At 68.3% G+C, this 23,150-nt stretch carries 21 protein-coding genes and 1 pseudogene; 11 read left to right on the forward strand and 11 right to left on the reverse strand.

The genetic code is table 11. From position 1 onward, the window contains the following. Position 1: 1 nt before the first annotated feature. The 6 genes and pseudogenes from QTI17_RS05455 to proV all read right to left on the reverse strand — a co-directional run bounded on the left by QTI17_RS05455 (position 2) and on the right by proV (position 6,610). The gene (locus QTI17_RS05455; protein WP_286531630.1) at positions 2-772 is read right to left on the reverse strand and encodes a PA3715 family protein; all 771 of its coding nucleotides are present in this window, start codon (positions 770-772) and stop codon (positions 2-4) included. After that, entirely contained in the window at positions 772-1,584 is an 813-nt protein-coding gene (murI, locus tag QTI17_RS05460; RefSeq protein ID WP_286531631.1) for a glutamate racemase, read from the reverse strand. The genes QTI17_RS05455 and murI overlap by 1 nt, the downstream gene beginning before the upstream one ends. Further along, a complete protein-coding gene (locus tag QTI17_RS05465) occupies positions 1,581-3,131 on the reverse strand; it encodes a fumarate hydratase (protein WP_286522458.1) in 1,551 nt (516 codons plus the stop codon). Before QTI17_RS05465 ends, murI begins: the two co-directional genes overlap by 4 nt. 70 nt (positions 3,132-3,201) lie before the next feature. Further along, positions 3,202-4,179, reverse strand: a complete 978-nt coding sequence (proX, locus tag QTI17_RS05470; protein ID WP_286532151.1) for a glycine betaine/L-proline ABC transporter substrate-binding protein ProX — start codon at positions 4,177-4,179, stop codon at positions 3,202-3,204. 57 nt (positions 4,180-4,236) lie between these two features. After that, a pseudogene (gene proW, locus QTI17_RS05475) lies at positions 4,237-5,343 on the reverse strand (glycine betaine/L-proline ABC transporter permease ProW); the annotation flags it as partial. A 19-nt stretch (positions 5,344-5,362) separates the two neighbouring features. Beyond that, positions 5,363-6,610, reverse strand: a complete 1,248-nt coding sequence (gene proV / locus QTI17_RS05480) for a glycine betaine/L-proline ABC transporter ATP-binding protein ProV (RefSeq protein WP_286531632.1) — start codon at positions 6,608-6,610, stop codon at positions 5,363-5,365. Positions 6,611-7,071: 461 nt separating this feature from the next. Between proV and fumC the strand changes: the two genes are divergently transcribed. After that, positions 7,072-8,469 carry a class II fumarate hydratase gene (fumC, locus tag QTI17_RS05485; protein WP_286531633.1) on the forward strand — a complete coding sequence of 466 codons (1,398 nt, stop codon included), beginning with the start codon at positions 7,072-7,074 and terminating at the stop codon, positions 8,467-8,469. A gap of 15 nt (positions 8,470-8,484) precedes the next feature. Here the strand turns inward: fumC and QTI17_RS05490 are convergent, their stop codons facing one another. Next, positions 8,485-9,099, reverse strand: coding sequence for a YqhA family protein (locus QTI17_RS05490; RefSeq protein ID WP_286531634.1), 615 nt, complete (start codon positions 9,097-9,099; stop codon positions 8,485-8,487). Between the two features lie 165 nt (positions 9,100-9,264). Between QTI17_RS05490 and acs the strand changes: the two genes are divergently transcribed. Continuing rightward, entirely contained in the window at positions 9,265-11,262 is a 1,998-nt protein-coding gene (gene acs / locus QTI17_RS05495) for an acetate--CoA ligase (RefSeq protein ID WP_286531635.1), read from the forward strand. A gap of 56 nt (positions 11,263-11,318) precedes the next feature. Continuing rightward, on the forward strand, positions 11,319-11,825 hold the full coding sequence (locus QTI17_RS05500) for a LapA family protein (protein WP_286531636.1): 507 nt from the start codon (positions 11,319-11,321) through the stop codon (positions 11,823-11,825). 18 nt (positions 11,826-11,843) lie between these two features. Here QTI17_RS05500 and QTI17_RS05505 read toward each other — a convergent pair whose 3' ends face one another. Next, positions 11,844-12,149 carry a c-type cytochrome gene (locus tag QTI17_RS05505; protein WP_286531638.1) on the reverse strand — a complete coding sequence of 102 codons (306 nt, stop codon included), beginning with the start codon at positions 12,147-12,149 and terminating at the stop codon, positions 11,844-11,846. Positions 12,150-12,251: 102 nt separating this feature from the next. Here QTI17_RS05505 and QTI17_RS05510 point away from each other — a divergent pair, with 102 nt between their 5' ends. Further along, positions 12,252-12,506: a TIGR04438 family Trp-rich protein gene (locus QTI17_RS05510; protein WP_286522445.1), complete on the forward strand. Its 255-nt coding sequence runs from the start codon at positions 12,252-12,254 to the stop codon at positions 12,504-12,506. Positions 12,507-12,634: 128 nt separating this feature from the next. Here QTI17_RS05510 and ilvD read toward each other — a convergent pair whose 3' ends face one another. After that, positions 12,635-14,329 (reverse strand): dihydroxy-acid dehydratase, encoded by a 1,695-nt coding sequence (ilvD, locus tag QTI17_RS05515; RefSeq protein ID WP_286367550.1) that lies wholly within the window; start codon positions 14,327-14,329, stop codon positions 12,635-12,637. A 97-nt stretch (positions 14,330-14,426) separates the two neighbouring features. On the opposite strand from ilvD, the gene QTI17_RS05520 reads away from it, so the two are divergent. Continuing rightward, a complete protein-coding gene (locus tag QTI17_RS05520; protein WP_286531639.1) occupies positions 14,427-15,365 on the forward strand; it encodes a LysR family transcriptional regulator in 939 nt (312 codons plus the stop codon). A 6-nt stretch (positions 15,366-15,371) separates the two neighbouring features. Here the strand turns inward: QTI17_RS05520 and bfr are convergent, their stop codons facing one another. Further along, positions 15,372-15,842 carry a bacterioferritin gene (bfr, locus tag QTI17_RS05525; protein WP_286367552.1) on the reverse strand — a complete coding sequence of 157 codons (471 nt, stop codon included), beginning with the start codon at positions 15,840-15,842 and terminating at the stop codon, positions 15,372-15,374. Positions 15,843-16,245: 403 nt separating this feature from the next. Here bfr and lgt point away from each other — a divergent pair, with 403 nt between their 5' ends. The 6 genes from lgt to QTI17_RS05555 all read left to right on the forward strand — a co-directional run bounded on the left by lgt (position 16,246) and on the right by QTI17_RS05555 (position 22,678). Next, on the forward strand, positions 16,246-17,073 hold the full coding sequence (gene lgt, locus QTI17_RS05530; protein ID WP_286531640.1) for a prolipoprotein diacylglyceryl transferase: 828 nt from the start codon (positions 16,246-16,248) through the stop codon (positions 17,071-17,073). Between the two features lie 95 nt (positions 17,074-17,168). Beyond that, entirely contained in the window at positions 17,169-17,837 is a 669-nt protein-coding gene (locus tag QTI17_RS05535) for a GntR family transcriptional regulator (RefSeq protein WP_286504229.1), read from the forward strand. Then, positions 17,834-19,291: a malonyl-CoA decarboxylase gene (locus tag QTI17_RS05540; RefSeq protein ID WP_286531641.1), complete on the forward strand. Its 1,458-nt coding sequence runs from the start codon at positions 17,834-17,836 to the stop codon at positions 19,289-19,291. Before QTI17_RS05535 ends, QTI17_RS05540 begins: the two co-directional genes overlap by 4 nt. A 78-nt stretch (positions 19,292-19,369) precedes the next feature. After that, positions 19,370-20,359, forward strand: a complete 990-nt coding sequence (locus QTI17_RS05545) for a Bug family tripartite tricarboxylate transporter substrate binding protein (protein ID WP_286531643.1) — start codon at positions 19,370-19,372, stop codon at positions 20,357-20,359. After that, positions 20,356-21,132 carry an enoyl-CoA hydratase/isomerase family protein gene (locus QTI17_RS05550; protein ID WP_286531644.1) on the forward strand — a complete coding sequence of 259 codons (777 nt, stop codon included), beginning with the start codon at positions 20,356-20,358 and terminating at the stop codon, positions 21,130-21,132. Before QTI17_RS05545 ends, QTI17_RS05550 begins: the two co-directional genes overlap by 4 nt. Positions 21,133-21,139: 7 nt before the next feature. After that, entirely contained in the window at positions 21,140-22,678 is a 1,539-nt protein-coding gene (locus QTI17_RS05555) for a malonate--CoA ligase (protein WP_286531645.1), read from the forward strand. A 5-nt stretch (positions 22,679-22,683) separates the two neighbouring features. Here QTI17_RS05555 and QTI17_RS05560 read toward each other — a convergent pair whose 3' ends face one another. After that, the gene (locus QTI17_RS05560; RefSeq protein ID WP_286531646.1) at positions 22,684-23,109 is read right to left on the reverse strand and encodes a universal stress protein; all 426 of its coding nucleotides are present in this window, start codon (positions 23,107-23,109) and stop codon (positions 22,684-22,686) included. Between the last annotated feature and the right edge of the window lie 41 nt (positions 23,110-23,150).

Consider the following 23,150-nt stretch of genomic DNA (forward strand, 5'->3'; position numbering starts at 1 on the left):
CTCAGTCGGCCGCGGCGCCCTTCGACAGCCGGTAGCGCGTGCCGTCGTAGCGCAGCAGGCGCGACTTGAAGGTCTGCCGCTGCTCCTGGGTCACGCATTCGTCGCCGAGCGGGCTCGAGCGGCTTTCGGAGCGCGCCTGGCGCAACACCAGGTCGGCGTAGCCGCCGGTGCCGCTGCGGGCCACGGAGAGGCTGCCGCGCACGGTCTCGAAGCTGCCGGTGCAGTTGGTGTCCCACTCGCCTTGTTCCAGCGTGAGTTCGAGTCCGTCGAGCACCTTGGCGAGCTTCGGGCCCTGGGGCACGTAGAGCGCCAGGCTCTCGTTCGAATAGGGATTGGCCCGCGAGGAGCCCTGGCGCAGGATGCGCAGGCCGAAGGCGCGAACATCGGGCGCCAACGCGTAGCGGGCGCCGTCGACCCGGATCTCGCTGATGCGCACGGCGTCCTCGGTCAGCACGTCTTCGTCGAACAGCCGGCTCACGATCTTCGCGCGCTCGGTGTTGCCGTTGTCGGCTTGCTGCACCACCAGCACGTCGAGATCGAACTGCGTCGTGCCCGGCTCGGTCGACGGGCGCGGGAGCGGCAGCACGACGATGAAACGGCCCGGCACGCCGCGCCAGGGCTCGCACACGGCGCGCTCGTGGTCGAGCGCGCGCTTGGGGTGCAGCTTGGCGTGCATGCGCTCGGCCAGCCCTGTGTCGCAGGCGGCGTGGGCGGCGATGCCGGAGCCGGCCAGCAGCCAGGCGGCGAACAGGATGCGGGGCAGGCGGTGCATCAGGCGGTCGCCGTGAGCCAGCGGGCGGCGGCGGCGTCCAGCGACCCGGCGGCGCCGCTGCCAAGCAGCCGGAGTTCGCCGCGGCCCTCGGTGCGCAGGGTGCCGGCCTGCTGGAGCAGCCGCCGGGTCTGCTGCGCCACGGGGGCGCCGGTGTCGATGAAGCGCACCGCATCGCCCGTGTGGCGGCGCAGTTCGTCGGCGATGAAGGGGTAGTGGGTGCAGCCCAGCACCAGGGTGTCGAGTTCGCCGGCGCCGTTGCCGAAGCGCCCGGCGGCCGACAGGTACTGCGCGCAGAGCGCCGAGATGCGGGCGTCATCGGAGCGCTCGATCGCGCCGGCCAGTCCGTCGCAGGCCACGATGCTGAAGGTCGCCTGTCCGGCCAGCGAGTCATGCAGGGCCCGGAACTTGCCGCTTTCGACGGTGACCCGGGTCGCCAGCACCGCGATGCGCCCGGTGCGGCTCAGTGCCACGGCAGGCTTCAATGCCGGTTCGACGCCGACCATCGGCAGGGCCGGGTGCCCGGCCCGCAGGCGGTGGATGGCGGCCGCGGTCGCGGTGTTGCAGGCGACCACCAGGGCCTTGATCCGATGCGCCTCGATGAGCTGGCGGGCGACCGTGTCGCTGCGTTCGGCGACGAAGGCGTCGCCGCGCTCGCCGTAGGGGGCATGCCCGGTGTCGGCGAAGTAGACGAAGCGCTCGTGCGGCAACGCCTCGCGCAGCGCGTTGAGGACGCTCAGGCCCCCGACACCGCTGTCGAACACGCCGATCGGATCATCGGCGCGCGAGGAACCGTCGACGTGCGCCAGGCTCAAGCCGCTTCCAGCGTGATGGTCTTGAACTCGCCGCTGGCGATGCGCTTCTGCCATTCGGCCGGGCCCGTGATGTGGGCGCTGGTGCCGCCGGCGTCGACCGCCACCGTCACCGGCATGTCGACGACGTCGAACTCGTAGATGGCTTCCATGCCGAGGTCGGCGAAGCCGACCACACGGGCGGTCTTGATCGCCTTGCTCACGAGGTAGGCGGCGCCGCCCACCGCCATCAGGTAGGCGCTCTGGTGCTTCTTGATGGCCTCGATCGCGACCGGGCCGCGCTCGGCCTTGCCGATCATCGCGATCAGGCCCGTCTGGGCCAGCATCATCTCGGTGAAGCCGTCCATGCGCGTGGCGGTGGTCGGGCCGGCCGGGCCCACGGCTTCGTTGCCGACCGGGTCGACCGGGCCGACGTAGTAGATCACGCGGTTGGTGAAGTCCACCGGCAGCTTCTCGCCCTTGGCGAGCATGTCCGAGATGCGCTTGTGGGCGGCGTCGCGGCCGGTCAGCATCTTGCCGTTGAGCAGCAGGGTCTCGCCGGGCTTCCAGCTCGCGACCTCGGCCGGCGTGAGCTTGTCGAGGTCGACCCGCTTGCTCTTGTTGTAGTCGGGCGCCCAGTCGATCTTCGGCCAGAGGTCGAGCGAGGGTGCCTCGAGGTAGACCGGGCCCGAGCCGTCGAGCACGAAGTGGGCGTGGCGGGTGGCGGCGCAATTCGGGATCATCGCCACCGGCTTGCTGGCGGCATGCGTCGGGTACATCTGGATCTTGACGTCGAGCACGGTCGCGAGGCCGCCCAGGCCCTGGGCGCCGATGCCCAGCGCGTTGACCTTCTCGTACAGCTCGATGCGCAGCGCCTCGACCTTGGTCAGCTCGGCGCCGGAGGCCTTCTTGGCCTGCAGCTCGTGCATGTCGAGGTCGTCCATCAGGCTCTGCTTGGCCATCAGCGCGGCCTTCTCGGCGGTGCCGCCGATGCCGATGCCCAGCATGCCGGGCGGGCACCAGCCGGCGCCCATCGTGGGCACGGTCTTGAGCACCCAGTCGACGATGCTGTCGCCGGGGTTGAGCATCGCGAGCTTGCTCTTGTTTTCGCTGCCGCCGCCCTTGGCCGCGACCGTGACCTCGACCGTGTTGCCGGGGACGATCTCGGTGAAGATCACGGCCGGCGTGTTGTCCTTGGTGTTCTTGCGGTCGAACTGCGGGTCGGCCACGACCGAGGCGCGCAGCGTGTTGTCCGGGTGGTTGTAGCCGCGGCGCACGCCTTCGTTGATGGCGTCGTCGAGGCTGCCCGTGAAACCGCCCCAGCGCACGTCCATGCCCACCTTGAGGAAGACGTTGACGATGCCGGTGTCCTGGCAGATCGGCCGGTGGCCGGTCGCGCTCATCTTGCTGTTGGTCAGGATCTGCGCCATCGCATCCTTGGCCGCCGGGCTCTGCTCGCGCTCGTAGGCGCGGGCCAGGTGGGCGATGTAGTCGGCCGGGTGGTAGTAGCTGATGTATTGCAGCGCGGCGGAAACCGACTCGATCAGGTCGGCTTGCTGAATGGTGGTCATGGTGGGGGAGATTCTTTGAGTGGGGGACGCCCCCCGATTATCTCAGCCCGAAAAAACCCGCGCCGGTCCTCTAGCTCGCGGCCAGCGCCTGCGCGACCCAGCCGTCGAACAGCTGCCGGTGGACCCGGATCCAGCCGTCCACGTGGCGCTCGATGTCGCGCTGCGAGCCGGCGCCCTGGCTCATGCGAAGGTTCTGCGCGTTGATGTCGGCGATCGGCAGCTGCATGACCTCGAACAGCTTGCCGGCGGCCGGATTCTTCTCGACGAAGGCCCGGTTCGCAACGATCTGCTCCTGGTTGGCCTGGAAGCCGTAGTTCCTGCCGTTGGCTAGCGCGGTATCGGCATCACCGGCGGGCGACGACGAGAACGGCACCTGCAGCCAGACCACGTCGGTGCCCGGCCGCAGCACGGCGCTGACCCAATAAGGGGTCCAGGCGTAGTAGAGGACCGGCCGGCCCTGCTTGTAGCGGGCGATGGTGTCGGCCATCAGCGCGGCATAGCTGCCCTGCTTGTGGGTCACGCTGTCGCGCAGCCGGTAGGCCGTGAGGTGGTTCTCGATCGCCCCTTCGCAGCCCCAGCCCGGGTTGCAGCCGGTGAGGTCGGCCTTGCCGTCGCCGTCGGTGTCGAACAGCTTCGCGATCGCGGGCTCCTTCAACTGCGCGATGTTGGTGATGTCGTACTGTTCGGCCGTCTTCTTGTCGATCAGGTAGCCCTGGACCGCGCCGTCGGCGTAGACCCCGCGGCGCCACAGCTTGGCGTCGCCGCCGCTGTTCTTGTAGAAGTCGGCATGCAGCAGGCTCCAGTGGCTGGCCATGAAGGTGGCATCGCCGTTGGCGATCGCCAGGTGCTCGGTGGCCGGCTCGAGGTCCTTCATCGGCTGCACGTCGTAACCGAGCCGCTCCAGCGCCCGCGACACCAGCAGCGTCTGGAACGCCTCTTCGGCGAGCGAGCTCTTGAGCGGCTGCACGGTGACGCCCTTGCCCGGCAACTCGGCCGCGTCGGCCTGGACGGAAAGACCCAGGCCCAGGCCCAGTCCGAGCCCGAGCACGGCCGTGGCCAGCACGCCGTGCGCGGCGGCGGGCTCGCGCCCGCTGTGCGACGGGCGCACAAGGCGATGCAGCAGGCGCAGCGCGAGGCCGGCCGGTCCGGTGTGCCACCAGCGGCGCCCGGCGCTGCGGCGCGAGCGGCCCATGGCCTGCGTCAGGCGGTCGAGCGAGATCGCCAGCAGCACGATGCCCAGGCCGCCCACGGTCGCCAGGCCCATGTCGAGCCGGCCGATGCCGCGCAGCACCATCTGGCCGAGGCCGCCGACGGCGATCATCGAGGCGATCACCACCATCGACAGCGACAGCATCAGCGCCTGGTTGATGCCCGCCATGATCGAGGGCATCGCCAGCGGCAGCTTGACCTTCACCAGCATCTGCCAGGGCGACGCGCCGTAGGCGCGGGCGGCCTCGACCAGGTCGGGCCGCACCTGGCGCAGGCCCAGGTTGGTGAGGCGCACCAGCGGCGCCAGCGCGAAGATGATGGTCACGATCACGCCCGGCACGTTGCCGATGCCGAACAGCATCACCACCGGCACCAGGTAGACGAAGGCCGGCGTGGTCTGCATCGCATCGAGCAGCGGCCGCATCAGGCGTTGGGCCCGGTCGCTGCTGGCCAGCAGCACGCCCAGCGGCAGGCCGACCGCCAGGCAGAAGACCAGCGATGTCAGCACCAGCGACAGCGTGACCATGGCTTCGGACCAGATGCCCAGCAGCGCCACGAGCAGCAGCGACACCGTGGTCCCGATGGCCAGCTTGCGGCCGGCGAACTGCCAGGCCAGCAGGCCGATCAGCGCGACCATGGCCAGTGGGGGCAGGCCGTTGAGCAGGCCCTCGACCCGTGTCAGCGTGCCATCGATCGGCAGCCGCACGGTCTGGAAGAAGGGGCGGAAGTTCTCGACCACCCAGCCGAGCCCCTGGTTGATCCAGGATTCGACGGGCAGGGAGCCGTCAAAGAGGCGGTGCAACTGGAAGCCGGTCGCCGCGGGGTCGGCCGATCCGGCCAGTTGGCCGGCGGTGTCGGCCGGGGCGTCCAGCCAGGCGCTGGCCGATGCCGTGTCGGGCGTGGCGGACAGGGCCGCCCAGGGGTCGCTGACCGCGGGCGGGGGCAGTGCGGTCACGGGATCGTTCAAGGTGGCCAGTTCGGAAGGCAGTGCGGTGTCGTTCATCGGGAGGTCCTTCGGAAAGTCAGTGCGCTTCAGTGGTTTCGCGCGGCCGCGAGGCCGCGGCCTCGATCGGCGGCGTGTCGCGGTCGAGGAACTTCAGCAGCGTGGTCTTGCTGATCGCGCCGCAGAAGCGGCCGTCGCCGGCCACCACCGGAACGGCGCAGGGCGCCTGCGCCACCTGGCCGAACAAACCGGCCACCGGAGCGTCCGCGGCGATCGGCGCCAGTCCGTCCAGGAACGCGCGCTGCAGGCCGAGCGGACCCGAATGACCGTCGAGCGCCGCGCGCAGCGTGTCGGCCGACACCGTGCCCAGGTAGCGCCGGGCCGGGCTCACGACGTAGGCGAATTCGCGGTCCTGGTCCTCGAGCATCTTCAGCGCGGCGCGGGCGCCCCGGTCGCTGTGCTCGCAGACCACGGTGAGCGACTGGCGGGCGATGTCCGCGGCCTTGAAGACCGCCGCGGCATCGACGCCGCGCACGAAGCTGCGCACGTAGTCGTCAGCCGGACTGCGCAGGATCTCGTCGGGCGTGCCGACCTGGATCACCTGGCCGTCCTTCATGATCGCGATGCGGTCGCCGATGCGCATCGCCTCGTCGAGGTCGTGCGAGATGAAGACGATGGTGCGGCGCTGCTGCTGCTGCAGCCGAAGCAGTTCCGACTGCATCTCGGTGCGGATGATCGGGTCGAGCGCCGAGAAGGCCTCGTCCATCAGCAGGATCGACGGATCGGCGGCCAGCGCGCGCGCCAGTCCGACGCGCTGCTGCATGCCGCCGGAGAGCTCGTCGGGGTAGCTGTCGCCCCAGCCGGCCAGGCCCACCTGGGCCAGCGCCTGGTCGGCCTGCTCGAGCCGCTGCTTCCTGCCGGCGCCGGCCAGATCCAGCCCGAAGGCGGTGTTCTCGCGCACCGTCATGTGCGGCATCAGCGCGAAGGACTGGAACACCATGCTGATGTCCTTGCGGCGCAGCGCCCGCAGCCTGGCATCCGAATGCTGGTTGATGTCGGCGCCGTCGATCACGATGCGCCCGGCGGTCGGCTCGATCAGCCGGTTGAGCAGGCGCACCAGGGTCGACTTGCCGGAGCCCGAGAGGCCCATGATGACGAAGATTTCGCCGGCCTGGATCTCGAAGGTGGCGTCGAACACGCCGATCGACTGGCCGGTGCGGGCCAGGATCTCTTTCTTCGAAAAGCCTTGCCGGACCAGGTCCAGGGCCTGCTCCGGCGCGTCGCCGAAGACCTTGAAGACGTGGTCGATCAGAATTCCTTTGGCCATGGGCCGGGCTCCTTTTGTGCGGGCCACGCCGTCGGCCGATCGGGTCGCGCGGACGCGCATGCGGCAGTCCGGCGAGCCCCGAGGGCTGCCGACAGGCACTGAAGACGACTTGGCGACGAAACCAGTGCCCGCCGGAGGCTTCATTCGCAGGGCAGCGGGCCTGGTCGAGGGGCGCTGACTGGATGAGCGAGACGTGGCAGTGGGGCCGGAACGGTCCGGCCGATTTGCCGGGCGGGGGGCCCGGCGGCGAGAACCTGCACCGCGACGGGATTCGGGATCCGCGAGTAGTGCAGGGCGATCAACATGACTTGTTGATCGTCTGAGGGGCTGAATTATAACTTTCCGGCATGACGTCGTCAAGGCGGACACGGACAAATGCGACCCATTCTTGTTTGCGACGATACTCGGTGCAGATCCCGGTCTGCCGGGCGTACCCTCCCATCCGAACTCCGGAGCCCTCCATGACGACATCTCCCAAGACCCGTGTCGAACGCGACACTTTCGGCCCGATCGAAGTTCCGGCCGACAAGCTGTGGGGCGCGCAGACGCAGCGCTCGCTGCAGAACTTCGACATCTCCGGCGAACGGCAGCCGCGGGAAATCATCCGTGCCCTGGCGCAGGTCAAGCGCGCCTCTGCCGTCGTGAACCATGCGCTGGGCCTCCAGGACGAGGCCAAGACGCAGGCCATCGCCGCCGCCGCCGACGAGGTGATCGCCGACCGGCATGCGGACGAATTCCCGCTGGTGGTCTGGCAGACCGGCTCCGGCACCCAGACCAACATGAACGTCAACGAGGTGCTGGCCAACCGGGCCAGCGAGTTGCTCGGCGGCGAGCGCGGGGAAGGGCGGCGGGTGCACCCGAACGACGACGTCAACCGCAGCCAGTCGTCCAACGACGTCTTCCCGACTGCGATGCACGTGGCGGCGGTCGAGGCGATCACGCACCGGCTGCTGCCGGCGATCGCCAAGCTGCGCGGCACGCTCGAGCAGAAGTCGAGGGACTTCGCCGACATCGTCAAGATCGGCCGCACCCATCTGCAGGACGCGACGCCGCTGACCTTGGGCCAGGAGTTCTCGGGCTATGCGGCCCAGCTGGCCCACGGCGAGGCCCATGTGCGGGCGTCGCTGCCGCACCTGTGCGAACTGGCGCTCGGCGGCACCGCGGTCGGCACCGGCCTCAACGCCCCCAAGGGCTATGCGGAGCAGGTGGCGGCCGAACTCGCGAAGCTCACCGGGCTGCCGTTCGTCACGGCGCCGAACAAGTTCGAGGCCATGGCCTCTGTGGATGCGCTGGTGCATGCGCACGGCGCGCTCAAGACGCTGGCCGCCAGCATGACGAAGATCGCCAACGACGTGCGCTGGCTCGCCAGCGGGCCGCGCAGCGGCATCGGCGAGTTGAGCATTCCCGAGAACGAGCCGGGTTCATCGATCATGCCTGGCAAGGTCAATCCGACCCAGAGCGAGGCCGTCACGATGCTGGCGGCGCAGGTGTTCGGCAACGACGTCGCGATCAACATCGGCGGCGCCTCGGGCAACTTCGAGCTCAACGTCTTCCGCCCGATGGTGGCGCACAACTTCCTGCAGAGCGTGCGGCTGCTGGCCGACGGCATGGTGAGCTTCAACGACCACTGCGCGGTCGGCATCGAGCCCAACCGCGAGCGCATCACCGAGCTGGTGCAGCGTTCGCTGATGCTGGTGACGGCGCTCAACACCCACATCGGCTACGACAAGGCGGCCTTCATCGCCAAGAAGGCGCACAAGGAAGGCAGCAGCCTGCGCGAGGCGGCGATCGCCTCGGGGCACCTGACGGCCGAGCAGTTCGACCAGTGGGTAGTGCCCGAGAACATGACGGGGCGCTGAACGGCCCCGCCCGCGTCAATGGTCGGCGGGCGCGCGGGCCATCAGCCGGTCGGTCGCCGCGATCGCCATCGCCGACAGCAGGAAGGTGATGTGGATCGCGGTCTGCGCGATCAGCACCCGGTCGGTGTAGTTGTCGGCGTTGATGAAGGTCTTGAGCAGGTGGATCGAGCTGATGCCGATGATCGCGGTCGCCAGCTTGACCTTCAGCACCGAGGCGTTGACGTGGCTCAGCCATTCGGGCTGGTCGCGATGGCCTTCGAGGTTCATGCGGCTCACGAAGGTCTCGTAGCCGCCGACGATCACCATGATCAGCAGGTTGGAGATCATGACGACGTCGATCAGCGCCAGCACCACCAGCATGATCACGGTCTCGTTGAGCGAGGTCACCGGCGCGGTGGTCTTGTAGCCGATGCTGGTGACCAGCGCCTCCAGCGCATCCTTGCTGCCGAACGCGGCCTCGACCAGGTGGGTCAGCTCGACCAGGAAATGCAGCACGTAGACGGCCTGCGCCACGATCAGGCCGAGGTACAGCGGCAGCTGCAGCCAACGGCTGGCGAAGATCAGGTTGGGGAGCGGCCGCAGCGGCGAGACCTTGCCGGTCCGGGGAAGGAGAGGATCGTCGTTTGACATCGAAAGGTTTCGGCGAACTTGCGAACAGCTGTAAAACGGCGATTCTAGGGGCGGCCTGTGACCGAACTGCGCAATGCCCCGTGTAGTTAACATGGCCCGTCAGTCGTCCGTAAGTGCGGAATCCGACATTACGACCCGTCATCACGTTTGGTACAGGAGACAAGAATGAGCAGCGCATCGACGATCGAATCCGTCCTGGTCGAAAACCGTGTCTTTCCGCCCGACGAGCGGGCCAGCAAGGGGGCGCGCATCGCCAGCATGGCCGCCTACGACGCGCTCTGCAAAGAGGCCGCGGACGACTTCGACGGCTTCTGGGCCCGCCAGGCGAAAGCCAACGTGACCTGGACCAAGCCCTTCACGCGCACGCTCGACGAGTCGAACGCGCCGTTCTACAAGTGGTTCGAGGACGGCGAGCTCAACGCCTCCGCCAACTGCCTCGACAAGCACATCGGCACCCCGGTCGAGAACAAGACCGCGATCATCTTCGAGGCCGATGACGGCGCGGTCACCAAGGTCACTTACAAGGAACTGCTGGCACGTGTCTCGCAGTTCGCCAACGCGCTCAAGGCCGAGGGCATCCGCAAGGGCGACCGGGTCATCATCTACATGCCGATGACCATCGAAGGCGTGATCGCGATGCAGGCCTGCGCCCGCATCGGCGCCACCCACAGCGTGGTCTTCGGCGGCTTCTCGGCCAAGGCGCTGCAGGAACGCATCATCGACGCCGGCGCGGTCGCCGTCATCACCGCCAACTATCAGCTGCGCGGGGGCAAGGAACTGCCGCTGAAGGCGATCGTCGACGACGGCATCGCGCTCGGCGGCTGCGAGTCGATCAAGAGCGTGCTGGTCTACCAGCGCACCGCGACCGCCTGCGCGATGGTGGCCGGGCGCGACAAGACCTTCGCCGATGCGCTGAAAGGCCAGGCCAGCGAATGCCCGCCGGTGCCGGTCGGCGCCGAGCATCCGCTGTTCATCCTCTACACCTCGGGCTCGACCGGCAAACCCAAGGGCGTTCAGCATGCCACCGGCGGCTACCTGCTGTGGGCCAAGCTCACGATGGACTGGACCTTCGACGTCCGTCCCGAGGACGTCTTCTGGTGCACCGCAGACATCGGCTGGATCACCGGCCACACCTACGTCGCCTACGGCCCACTGGCCGCCGGTGCGACCCAGGTGGTGTTCGAAGGGATCCCGACCTTCCCGCACGCCGGGCGCTTCTGGCAGATGATCGAGAAGCACAAGGTCACGATCTTCTACACCGCGCCGACCGCGATCCGCTCGCTGATCAAGGCGGCCGACAGCGACGAGAAGGTGCACCCGAAGAACTGGGACCTGTCGACCTTGCGCATCCTCGGCACCGTGGGCGAGCCGATCAATCCGGAAGCCTGGATGTGGTACCACCGGAACATCGGCGCCGAGAAGTGCCCGATCGTCGACACCTTCTGGCAGACCGAGACCGGCGGCCACGTCATCACGCCGCTGCCGGGCGCCACGCCGCTGGTGCCGGGGTCGTGCACGCTGCCGCTGCCGGGCATCATGGCCGCGATCGTCGACGAGACCGGCAAGGACATCCCCAACGGGGCCGGCGGCATGCTGGTCATCAAGCGCCCCTGGCCGTCGATGATCCGCACCATCTGGAACGACCCCGAGCGTTTCAAGAAGAGCTATTTCCCCGAGGAGATGGGCGGCACGATCTACCTCGCCGGCGACGGCGCGGTGCGCAGCGCCGACCGCGGCTACTTCCGCATCACGGGACGCATCGACGACGTGCTCAACGTCTCGGGCCACCGGCTCGGCACGATGGAGATCGAATCGGCGCTGGTGGCCAAGACCGACCTGGTGGCCGAGGCGGCCGTGGTGGGGCGGCCCGACGACGTGACGGGCGAAGCGGTCTGCGCCTTCGTGGTGCTCAAGCGCGGCCGACCGGCGAGCGAAGAGGAAGCGCGCAAGATCGCGACCGAACTGCGCAACTGGGTGGCGAAGGAGATCGGTCCGATCGCAAAACCGAAAGACATCCGCTTCGGAGAGAATCTTCCGAAGACGCGCAGCGGTAAGATCATGCGGCGCCTGCTTCGCAGCCTCGCCAAGGGCGAGGCCATCACCCAGGACACCTCGACTCTGGAGAACCCGGCCATCCTCGAACAGCTGGGCCAGGCGTACTGAGCGAGGGCGCTGGCGGCGCGTCGCCGCCAGCGGTTCAACTTCAGGGAAAAACAAAAATGGGATTGAGAACCGCCGTCTTGCTGATCGTCGTGCTGCTGATCGCAGCGCTGGCCGCGTTGAACTGGGGCACGATCGCAACACCCACCTTGATCTCGATCGGCTTCATGCAGGTCACGGCGCCGCTGGGGCTGATCATGCTGGGCCTGACGGCACTGCTCGGCATCTTCTTCGTGGCCTACGTGGTCTACCTGCAAAGCTCGATCCTGATGGAGACGCGCCGGCACACCAAGGAAATGCAAGCCCAGCGCGACCTCGCCGACAAGGCCGAGGCCTCGCGCTTCACCGAGCTGCGCAGCTTTCTCGAAACCCAGGAAAACGTCCACATGGCGCGCAATGCCGAGCGGCACGCAGCCTTGCTGGCGCGCATCGAACAGGTGGAGGCCGCTGCCAGGCAGCGCGCCGAGCAATCCGAGAACTCGATCGCGGCTCACATCGGACAGCTGGAAGATCGCCTCGAACGGCGCCCGGTGGCGACACCGTCCGCCATGCCGCCGGCGGTCTGAGCCGGCGTGCTGCCGTGCCTACTTGGTCGACAGCACCCAGGCCGCGAGCTTCTTGGCGTCCGCCTCGCTGACCTGGTTGTTGGCGGGCATCGGCACGGGGCCCCAGACGCCCGCACCGCCCTTGATGATCTTGGTCGCCAGCATGTCGACGGCGCCTTTGTCGTCCTTGTACTTCGCGGCCACGTCCTTGAACGAGGGGCCCAGCACCTTGCGATCGACCGCGTGGCAGCTCATGCAGTTCTTCGACGTCGCCAGCGCCAGGTCGGCGAAGGCGGGCGCGGCGCAGGCCAGGGTGGCCACGGCGAGCAAGAGCGCTTTTTTCATGAGTGACATGCGTGGGTGCGTTAAAGTCGTATCAACGCGATTGTAGGCAGGGCGGTGGACCGTCTTGGCCGGCGTGTCCCTGACTCAACGGAGAAGTTCGCGATGTGGTTCCTGATGCTGGGCCTGCTGGGTGTGGCGCTCAAGTTTTTCGAGATCGGCTTCGTCGCCACCTGGAGCTGGTGGGTCGTGCTGATTCCGTTCGCGCTCGCGATCGCGTGGTGGGCCTGGGCCGATGCCTCGGGCTACACCAAGCGCAAGGTGGTCGAAAAAGAGAACCAGCGGCGCCAGGACCGCATCGACCGCCAGCGCAGCAATCTCGGCATGCTCACCAGCCGCTCGAATCGCAAGCGGCGCTGAGGGGCCAGGCGCCTCTAGCGCGCTCTTCACCAGAAACACCGCGGAACCGGCTTTGCCGGGCCGCTGGTGTTGCCCCCGGTAGGGGGTGGGCGCCCGGACACGCAGTGCCCGGCAACCTGGGGGCGAGCTCAATACTTGTCGAGCACCGCGCCTGAGCTCGCGCTCGAGGCATTGAAGGCGAACTTCGCCTGCACGCCCCGCGTGTAGCGCGGCGCCGGTGCCTTCCAGCCTTCGCGCCGCTTGGCGATCTCGGCTTCCGGCACATTGAGTTCGAGCTTCAGTTCATGGGCGTCGATGGTGATCGAGTCGCCTTCGTTGACGAAGGCGATGGTGCCGCCGGCCGCCGCTTCGGGCGCCACGTGACCGACCACCATGCCCCAGGTGCCGCCCGAGAAGCGGCCGTCGGTGATGAGGCCGACGCTTTCGCCCAGGCCGGCGCCGATCAGAGCGCCCGTGGGCGCCAGCATCTCGGGCATGCCCGGACCGCCCTTGGGACCCAGGTAGCGCAGCACCATGACGTCGCCGGCCTTGATCTTGCCGTCGAGGATCGCCTGCAGGGCCGACTGCTCGTCGTCGAAGACCCGCGCCGGGCCGGTGATGACCGGGTTCTTGAGCCCGGTGATCTTGGCCACCGCGCCTTCGGGCGACAGGTTGCCCTTCAGGATCGCGAGGTGGCCCTCGGCGTACATCGGGTTGCCGATCGGGCGGATCACGTCCTGGTCGGCGCGCGGCTGGTCGGGCACGTCCTTCAGCACTTCGGCGATGGTCTGGCCGCTGATCGTCAGGCAGTCGCCGTGCAGCAGGCCGGCGTTCAGCAGCACCTTCATCACTTGCGGGATGCCGCCGGCCTGGTGCAGGTCGACCGCCAGGTACTTGCCGCTGGGCTTCAGGTCGCAGAGCACCGGCACCTTCTTGCGCATGCGCTCGAAGTCGTCGATCGACCAGTCGACGCCGGCCGCGTGGGCGATCGCCAGGAAGTGCAGCACCGCGTTGGTCGAGCCGCCGGTGGCCATGATGACGGCCACCGCGTTCTCGATCGCCTTCTTGGTCACGATGTCGCGCGGCTTGATGTCCTTCTTGATCGCCTCGATCAGGACCTTGGCCGATTCCTTGGCCGAGTTGGCCTTTTCATCGTGCGGATTGGCCATGGTCGACGAATAGGGCAGCGAGATGCCCAGCGCCTCGAAGGCCGAGCTCATGGTGTTGGCCGTGTACATGCCGCCGCAGGAGCCGGTGCCGGGGATCGCGCGCATCTCGATCTCGCGCAGGTCCTCGTCGCTCAGGTTGCCGGCGGCGTTCTGGCCGACCGCCTCGAACACGCTCACGATGTTGAGGTCCTGGCCCTTGTACCGGCCGGGCAGGATGGTGCCGCCGTAGACATAGATCGCCGGCACGTTGGCGCGCAGCATGCCCATCAGGCCGCCGGGCATGTTCTTGTCGCAGCCGCCGACCACCAGCACGCCGTCCATCCACTGGCCGCCGACGCAGGTCTCGATGCAGTCGGAAATCACTTCGCGGCTGACCAGCGAGTACTTCATGCCCTCGGTGCCCATCGCCATGCCGTCGGAGATGGTCGGGGTGCCGAACACCTGCGCGTTGCCGCCGGCTTCCTCGATGCCCTCGATGGCCGCATCGGCCAGCTTCTGCAAGCCCGAGTTGCAGGGCGTGATGGTGCTGTGGCCGTTGGCGACGCCGACCATCGGCTTCTTGAAGTCGCCTTCCTGGTAGCCCATGGCGTAGAACATCGAGCGGTTCGGCGCCCGGCTCTTGCCTTCGACGATGTTGGCGCTGCGGCGGTTGATCTGGATCGGTTTCGTGTCCATCGTGGTTCTCGCGTTCGTGATCGGGGGATGCCAAGTATCGGACGATTGATTGATTGCTTCCAATCCTATTTGTCAGTGCTATTGATATGCTTGGCATATGAAAGAAGCACCGATCGACTTGCGAGCCTGGCGCCAGTTCGTGGCCGTTGCCGAGGAACTGCACTTCGGCCGGGCCGCGCTGCGGCTGCACATGACCCAGCCGCCGGTCACCCAGGCCATCGCCCAGCTCGAGCGCACGCTCGGGGTGCTGATGTTCGACCGCACCCGGCGCCGGGTGGCGCTGACGCCGGCCGGCGAGGCGCTGCTGCCGGAGGTGCGCGAGCTGCTGGCGCGCGCCCAGGCCCTGCCGTCGCGGGCCCGCGCGGCGGCGGCCGGAGAGGTCGGGCGGGTCCGGCTGGCCTTCGTCTCGACCATCGGCTTCGACCAGCTGCCGGGCTGGGTGCGCGCCTTTCGCGAACGCAGTCCGCAGGTGGTGCTCGAACTGGTCGAGGCCACCGGCGACGTGCAGCTGCGGGACCTGCAGCGCGGCGACATCGATGCCGGCCTGATGCTGCACTCGCCGGGCTTCGCGCCGCCGGGGCTCAGCCACCTGCGGGTGGCTGTCGAGCCACTGGTGCTGGCGCTGCCCGAGCACCATCCGCTGGCGAGCGCGCAGCCGCTGCCTTGGGAGGCGGTACTCGGCGAGCCGCTGGTGATCTTTCCGCGCCGCATCGCGCCTTCGCTGCATGACGCGGTCTTCGGGCTCTACCACGCGGCCGGCCGGCTGCCCGTGGTGGCGCAGGAAGCGATCCAGATGCAGACCATCGTCAACCTGGTGTCGGCCGGGCTCGGTCTGGCCTGGGTGCCCGAGAGCGTGATGCAGTTCCGCCGCACCGGGGTGGTCTACCGCACGCCCGACAGGACCGGTGCGCGCGGCAGGAAACAGCCGGCGGTCCCGCTGTGCGAGACCAGCCTGGTGTGGCTGGAAGGCGACGCGCACCCGGCGCTGGACCGTTTCGTCGGCTTCGTGCGCGAGCGGATGGAGGAGGGCGGCTGAGCGCCCTCAGGCTTGCGACTGGGTCTGGAGGTAGTTCTCGAGTCCGACCTTGTCGATCAGGCCGAGCTGCTTCTCGAGCCAGTAGGCGTGGTCTTCCTCGGTGTCTTTGAGCTGGGCGAGCAGCAGGTCGCGGCTGACGTAGTCGCCGACGCTTTCGCACAGCGCCATGCCCTGCTTGAGCGCCTCGCGCACTTCATATTCGGTGTCCAGGTCTTTCTGCAGCATCTCGGGCACGGTCAGGCCAGGCGTGAATTCCTTCGGACGCATGTCGGGCAGCCCGCCGAGCAGCAGGATGCGGCGGATCAGCGCGTCGGCGTGCTGGGTTTCCTCCTGCATCTCGTGGTCGAGGCGGGTGTAGAGCCTCACGAAGCCCTGGTCTTCGTAGATGCGGGAATGGATGAAGTACTGGTCGCGGGCGGCGAGTTCGCCGCGGACCAGTTGCTTGAAGTAATCGATGACCTGTGGGTTTCCCTGCATGGGGCTTGCCTTGTTGTTTGGGGGCCTGTTCACCCTATTTCCGGGGTCGCGAAGGTATGCCAGGGCGGGCCAATCAAGGCGTGCGACGCCGCATGTGCGTTGGCACATGCAAGGAGCGCAACGCGGAGTGGCCCGCCCTGGCATACCTTCCCTTCGGGTTGCCGAGCAAAGGGGCCGTCTGCCGCGTTGCCCGCGCTTGCAAGGCGCAAGCCTTGCTGCGCGCGGGCGCCTTGCATCCAGCCCCTTTGCTCGACAACGCGACCCGGAAATAGGGTGAACAGGCCCTAGGTGAAGACCCGAGTATCGGTCGAACCGGGGACGGCGGGGAAGATGTCCCCCTTTGCGCGGTCTGCATGGGCCTGTGTCTCAGAAGCGTTCGCATCGGGACGGCACAATCTGTCCCATGCTCATGTACCCGCAGATCAACCCCATCGCCCTGCAGCTCGGACCGGTCGCCATCCACTGGTATGGCCTGACCTACCTGGCTGCCTTCGCGCTGTTCTATTTCCTCGGCACGCGCCGGCTCGGGCACGAACCCTTCTGCTCGATCACCGGCCCCGGCGCCTGGACCCGCAAGGATGTCGAGGACATCCTGTTCCTCGGCGTGATGGGCGTGATCGTCGGTGGCCGGCTCGGCTACTGCCTGTTCTACAAGCCGGGCTACTACCTCACCCATCCGCTCGAGATCTTCTTCGTCTGGCAGGGCGGCATGAGCTTTCACGGCGGGCTGCTCGGCGTGATCGCCTCGATGGTCTGGTTCTCGCGCTCGCGCGCCCGGCCGTTCTGGCAGGTGATGGACTTCGTGGCGCCCTGCGTGCCCACGGGTCTGGCGGCGGGGCGGGTGGGCAACTTCATCAACGGCGAGCTCTGGGGCCGCTTCAGCAACCCCGAATTGCCTTGGGGCATGGTGTTTCCGCAGAGCGGCTCGATGCTGCCGCGCCACCCCTCGCAGGTCTACCAGTTCCTGCTCGAGGGCCTGCTGCTGTTCGTGCTGCTGTGGCTCTACGCCCGCAAGGACCGCGGCGAGCGGCGGGTGTCGGCGGTGTTCCTGATCGGCTACGGCCTGATGCGCTTCATCGCCGAATACTTCCGCGAGCCCGACGACTTCCTCGGCCTGCTGGCGCTCAACATGAGCATGGGGCAGTGGCTTTGCGTGCCGATGATCGCCTTCGGCCTCTGGCTCTATGCCAGCGCCCGTCCGGCGCCGGTGGCCGGAGCCCTCAGGGGCTGAGCGGCGCCGCCGGGGCCGGGTATCTCCCGAGGCCCCGGGGCGTTGCGCGTTGGCGGCTGCATTCTCATAATTACGCGTAATTACGAGAGCCGCCCATGCGCCTGGTCCAGAACTCCCTGCACGACGAAGTCGCCGCCACCTTGCGCGAAGAGATCTTCGGCGGCGTGCTGGTGCCGGGCGCTTTCATCGACGAGGCGTCGGTGTGCGAGCGCCTGCAGATCTCGCGCACGCCCTTGCGCGAGGCGCTCAAGGTGCTGACCGCCGAAGGGCTGCTGCGGCACGAGCCGCGCCGGGGCTGCTTCGTCGCCGAGGTCACGCAGCGCGACCTCGACGAGATCTTCCCGGTGATCGCGCTGCTCGAAGGCCGCTGTGCCTGGGAGGCCGCGCGCCATGCCAGCGACGACGATCTCGCCGCGCTCGAAGCGCTGCACGACCGGCTCGCGAAGCACGCGCGGGCACGCCGCATCAACGACTACTACGCGACCAATTTCGCGATCCACGAGGCGATCATCATGCTGGCCGACAACCGCTGGCTGGCGCAGGTGATCGGCGACCTGCGCAAGATCCTCAAGCTGGCGCGGCAGCAGCAGCTGCATGCGCCGGGACGGCTCGAGCAGAGCCTGTCCGAACATCTCGCGGTGTTCGCCGCCCTCAAGGCCCGCGACAGCGACGGCGCCGAGGCCGCGATGCGGACCCACCTGAACCGCCAGCGCGAGGCCCTGCGGGCGGTCGCGCTGCAACAGAAAGCGAAGCTCATCTCATGAATGCCGGCGACTGGATCACACGCGGGGTTTCCCTGCTGCGCCCGGGCCATGCGCCCGATGGCACCAAGGCGGCCACCGATTCGACCAGGGGGAAGCGGGCCGTGGGGCCGCGCCCGCTCGGCGAGCGGCTCGAGGCGACCTTGCGCCGTCCCGGCGAGGCGCTGGGGCCGCGGGCCCTGCGCAACGCGCTGGTCGAACTGCAGTCGGTGGTCGACCCGCAGATCAGCGAGGTCGAGGCCGGTCGCCGCGCCCATGCCGTGGTGCAGTGGTATGGCGCCCGCGAGCTCGACGAGCGGCGCGACATCTGGCTGCTGATGAGCGAGCGCTTCGCGCCCGATGTGCAGAAGCTCAGCACGGCGCGCGACCGGCACGAGGCCGCGGTCGGCACGCCGGACGAAGGCCAGGCCGAGATCGGACTGCGGCGCGCCCTGGCGTCGCCGCGCGCGCGGCTGCTGCAGCGCTTCGCGATCGATCCCGACGGCATGCGCTTCCTGGTCGACCTGCGCGCCGAGCTGCTGCCGCACCTGAAGGGCGACCGCCGGCTGCTGCCGCTCGAGGCCGAGCTCGAGCACCTGTTCTCGACCTGGTTCGACATGGCTTTCCTCGACCTGCGGCGCATCAGCTGGGACTCGCCGGCCTCGCTGATCGAAAAGCTCATCCAGTACGAGGCGGTGCACGACATCAAGAGCTGGGCCGACGTCAAGAACCGGCTCGACAGCGATCGTCGCTGCTACGGATTCTTCCATCCGCGGCTGCCCAACACGCCGCTGATCTTCGTCGAGGTGGCGCTGGTCGACCACATCAGCGAGGGCATCGTGCCGCTGCTCGACGAGGCGGCCGCGGTGGTCAGGCCGGACAAGGCGACGACCGCGATCTTCTATTCGATCAGCAACACGCAAGCCGGGCTCAAGGGCGTGAGTTTCGGCGATTCGCTGATCAAGCGCGTGGTCGAGACGCTGCAGGACGAACTGCCGCGGCTGAAGGTCTTCGCGACCTTGTCGCCGATCCCCGGCTTTCGCGGCTGGCTGCCGAAGAAGGCCGACGAGATCGTCGCGCGGCTGGACGAGAAGCGGGCCGCCGAACTGGGGCGTGCCGTGGGCTCGCTGCCGCCGACCGGCGAGCGTTTCCTCGCCGCGGCCGACGAGGCGCTGGCGCTCGATGCCCGCTCACCGGTGCGGCAGCTGCTGCTGCAGGCGGCGGCCGAATACCTCGGAAGGGCCACGGCCGACGGCAAGCCGGTCGATCCGGTGGCGCGCTTCCATCTCGGCAACGGGGCGCGGGTGGAGCGGCTCAATTGGGGCGGCGACCCGTCGCCCAAAGGCCTCAGGCAGTCCTACGGCCTGATGGTCAATTACCTCTACGATCTCAAGCGGCTCGACAAGCACCGCGCCTGGCTCGCCCAGGGCAAGGTGGCTGTCTCGGGCGGCATCGACGACTTGTTCCTCAAGGGTTGAGAGAGCATTGGGGTCCTTCCAACCCGACGCGCCTCGGGCCCCGGCGCAAGACAGCCAAACCACAACAGGAGACAACCGATGACCTCAGGCTTTCAACGGCGGGACGTGCTGCGCCTGGCGGCGGCGGCGAGCGCCGCGATGGCGGCGGCCGGCGTACGCGCCCAGTCGCACTGGCCGACCCGGCCGGTGACGATGATCGTGCCGTTCCCGGCCGGCGGCGGCACCGACGCCTTCGCGCGGCCGCTGTCGGCGCAGTTCACCAAGCTCACCGGCCAGACGCTGGTGATCGACAACCGCGGCGGCGCCGGCGGCACGGTGGGGGCCAGCATCGCGGCCAAGGCGGCGCCGGACGGCTACACGCTCTTCATGGGCGCGGTGCATCACGCGATCGCGCCGTCGATCTACCCCAAGCTCGACTACGACCTCGAAAAGGATTTCGTGCCGCTGCTGCTGCTGGCCAACGTGCCGCAGGTGGTGGTGGTGAATCCGAAGCGGGTCACCGAGACCACGCTCAAGGCCTTCGTCGCCAATGCCAAGCAGAACCCGGGCAAGCTCAACTACGCCTCGGCCGGCGCCGGCACCTCGCACCACCTGGCGGGCGAGCTGTTCAAGCTGCAGACCGGCACTTTCATCACGCACATTCCCTATCGAGGCGCCGGACCGGCACTGCAGGACCTGATCGCCGGCAACGTCGACGTGATGTTCGACGGCCTCGGCTCGTCGGCCCAGCACATCAAGGCCGGCCGGATCAAGGCGCTGATGGTGGCCGGCAGCAAGCGCAATCCGGCCTTCCCCGACGTGCCCTGCGCCGCCGAGGTGGGCTTGCCCGACTACACCGTGACGACCTGGTACGGACTCTGGGCGCCCAAGGGCACGCCGGCGGAGGTGCAGGCCCGGATCGTCGACGACATGAAGAAGGCGCTCGCCAGTGACGAACTGAAGACGATCTGGGCCAGCAACGGTTCGGAGATCCCGAACGTCACCAACGCCGCCTACGCCGCTTTCGTGAATGCGGAGATCAAGCGCTGGGCGGCGGTGGTCAAGGCTTCGGGGGCGAAGCTGGAATGACGTCTTCGGTAGGGCTGCGCACGGAGGGCCCGCTGGCCTTCGTGACCCTGGCGAACAGCGGCCGCCTGAATGCCATGACGCGTGCCATGTGGCGCGAGCTGCGCGAGGTGTTCGAGCGTCTTGCGCACCAGCCAGCGCTTCGCTGCGTGGTCGTCGGCGGGGAGGGCGGCGCCTTCTGCGCCGGCGGCGACATCTCCGAATACCCCTCGTTCCGCTTCGAGGTCGAGCAGCTGCGCGCCTTCCACGAGGACGAGGTCTGGGCGGCGCTGGCCGCCATGCTGGCCTGCGAACTGCCGCTGGTCGCGTGCATCGAGGGCGCCTGCATGGGCGCCGGGCTCGAGATCGCGAGCTGCTGCGACATCCGGCTGGCCGGCGAATCGGCGAAGTTTGGCGCCCCCATCGCCAAGCTCGGTTTTCCGATGGCGCCGCGCGAGGCGGCGCTGGTGCAGGGCGCGATCGGCGACGTGCTGGCGCGCGACATGCTGCTGGCGGCCAGCGTGCACGGCGCCGAGCGCCTGCGTGACGCCGGCTTCCTGCTGCGCGTGCTGCCCGATGCCGAGCTCCGGGCCGAGGTGCTGGCCCACGCGAATCGCATTGCCGCGCTGGCGCCCGCGGCGGCGCGCCTCAACAAGGCCACCTTCGCCGCCCTGCGGCAAGCCGGCGCCCAGGCGGGTGTCGCGCCGCTGCTGGCGAGCGCCTACGATTACGCCGACAGCGCCGAGCATCGCGAAGGCATCGCCGCCTTCCTTGCCAAGCGGCCTCCCGTCTTTTGAGATCGACATGACCGACATTTCCAACGCCAATCTGTTCGCCGTGCTGAGCGCGGCCTTTCCCTCCGACCTCGACGCGATCGCGATCGAGACCGACGACGGCCTGTGCTATTCGTGGCGCGACCTGGACCGCGCCAGCGCCATGATCGCCAACCTGCTGGAGGCGCTGGACCTCGAGCCCGGCGCCCGCATCGCGGTCCAGGTCGAGAAGTCGGTCGAAGCGATGATGCTGTACCTGGCGACCCTGCGCGCCGGCTATGTCTTCCTGCCGCTCAACACCGCCTACCGGGGCGCCGAGATCGAGTATTTCATCGGCAATGCCGAGCCGGCCGTCGTGGTCTGCAGCAGCGCCAACGCGTCCTGGGTGGCGCCGATCGCCACCGCGGCGGGCACCCGCCATGTCTTCACGCTCGACGACGACCGCAGCGGCACATTGCTCGAAGTGGCGGCGCAATGCAGCGACCGCCACGCGATCGCCCCGAAGCAGGAAGACGATCTCGCCGCCATCCTCTACACCAGCGGCACCACCGGCCGCAGCAAGGGCGCGATGCTCACGCATCGCAACCTGTCGTCGAACGCCGAGGTGCTGAAGGACTACTGGGGCTGGCGCGGCGACGACGTGCTGATCCACGCGCTGCCGATCTTCCATGTGCATGGGCTCTTCGTCGCGATCCATGGCGCACTGATCAGCGGCAGCCGGATGATCTGGTTCAACCGCTTCGACGCCGCGCGCGTGGTGGCCCGACTGCCCGAGGCGACGGTCTTCATGGGCGTGCCCACGCTGTACGTCCGGATGCTGGCCGAGCGCGGGCTGACGAAGAAGGCCTGCCGCCGCATGCGGGTCTTCATCTCCGGCTCGGCGCCGCTCCTGATCGACACCTTCGACGCCTGGCGCGAACGCACCGGCCACACCATCCTCGAGCGCTACGGCATGAGCGAGACCGCGATGCTGACCTCCAACCCCTACAGCCCGGTGCAGGGCGAGCGGCGCGGCGGCACGGTCGGCTTTCCGCTCCCCGGCGTGCAGCTGCGGGTGCGCGACGATGCCGGCGCGCCGTGTCCGACCGGCGAGATCGGCCATATCGAGGTCGACGGGCCCAACGTGTTCGCGGGCTACTGGCGCATGCCCGAGAAGACCCGGGAAGAGTTCACCGCCGACGGCTACTTCAAGACCGGCGACGTCGGCAAGTTCGATGAACTGGGCTACGTCACGATCGTCGGACGCAGCAAGGACCTGATCATCAGCGGCGGCTACAACGTCTATCCGGCCGAGATCGAAGGCTTCATCAACGAGCTGGCCGGCGTCGCCGAGAGCGCGATCGTCGGCGTGCCGCATGCCGACTTCGGCGAGGTCGGCGTGGCCATCGTGACGGCACGGGCCGGTGCCGCGATCGACGGCGAGGCGATCATTGCCGAGCTCAAGGAAAAGCTCGCCAACTTCAAGATCCCCAAGCGTTGCTTCGTGGTCGACGAACTGCCGCGCAACGCGATGGGCAAGGTGCAGAAGGCCCTGCTGCGGGAGCAGCACAAGGCCTTGTTCAAGGCCTGAGGGCCTTACTGGACCAGCAGCACCGAGATGTCGGTCTCGGCCACCACCTTGGTCGCGACCGAGCCCATCAGCGCCCGGCCGAACAGGCCGTGGCCGTGCGTGCCCATCACGATCAGTTCGGCGCCGCAGTCGGCGGCGGCCTTGAGGATTTCCTCGGCGGCATGGCCGTGGCGCTGGTCGACCTTGTAGCTGGTGATGCCGGCGCGGGCCAACGTGGCCTTGAGCGGATCGAGCACCTTGGCGGTCTCTTCGGCGTAGTAGTCGCGCACGATCTCCTTGCTGAGGTGGCGGGTCACATGGCCGGGCACGCCGATGCACACGTGCACCACGACGAGTTCATTGCCGTCGATGAACATGGCGCGGTTCTTCGCCAGGTAGTCGATGGCTTTCTGGGTGTGCGCGCTGCCGTCGACGGCGATCAGGATCTTCATGCAAGGCCTCTCGTTGTTCTGGATGGGATGACGGGCCGGAC

Source organism: Variovorax sp. J31P179 (assembly GCF_030316985.1).
Taxonomy (GTDB): Bacteria; Pseudomonadota; Gammaproteobacteria; order Burkholderiales; family Burkholderiaceae_C; genus Variovorax; species Variovorax ginsengisoli_B.